Raw genomic sequence first — 286 nt, 5'->3', positions numbered from 1 at the left:
TGACGCGCGAGCGCTCCACCTGGTAGACCACCAGCTTCTCGGTGAATTCCTTCAGCACGCGTTCCTCGGGCGGCAGGTCGAGCGGGTTCTTCCTGATGCCGAGAAGCACGAGCAGGTCGGAGATCGCCGAGGGCCTGGCCGTCGTGTCGAACTCCTCCAGCTCGTAGAGCTTCATGTTGCGCGCGACCTGCTTGATGAGGTCGGCCGATTGCAGGAGCTGGACCTGGCTGGCGATGCCCAGTTCATCGAAGGCCGGCCGCTCGCCGCCCTGCGCGCGGTCCTGGCC

At 66.4% G+C, this 286-nt stretch carries 1 pseudogene; it reads right to left on the bottom strand.

Annotated elements, in window-relative coordinates:
- A pseudogene (locus J4G32_RS21170) lies at positions 1 to 286 on the bottom strand (chain-length determining protein); the annotation flags it as partial.

It is taken from the genome of Microvirga antarctica (assembly GCF_017921815.1).
In the GTDB taxonomy this organism is placed as follows: Bacteria; Pseudomonadota; Alphaproteobacteria; order Rhizobiales; family Beijerinckiaceae; genus Microvirga; species Microvirga antarctica.
Note: the sequence above shows the minus strand (reverse complement) of the source record. Positions and strands in the feature narration are given on the sequence as shown.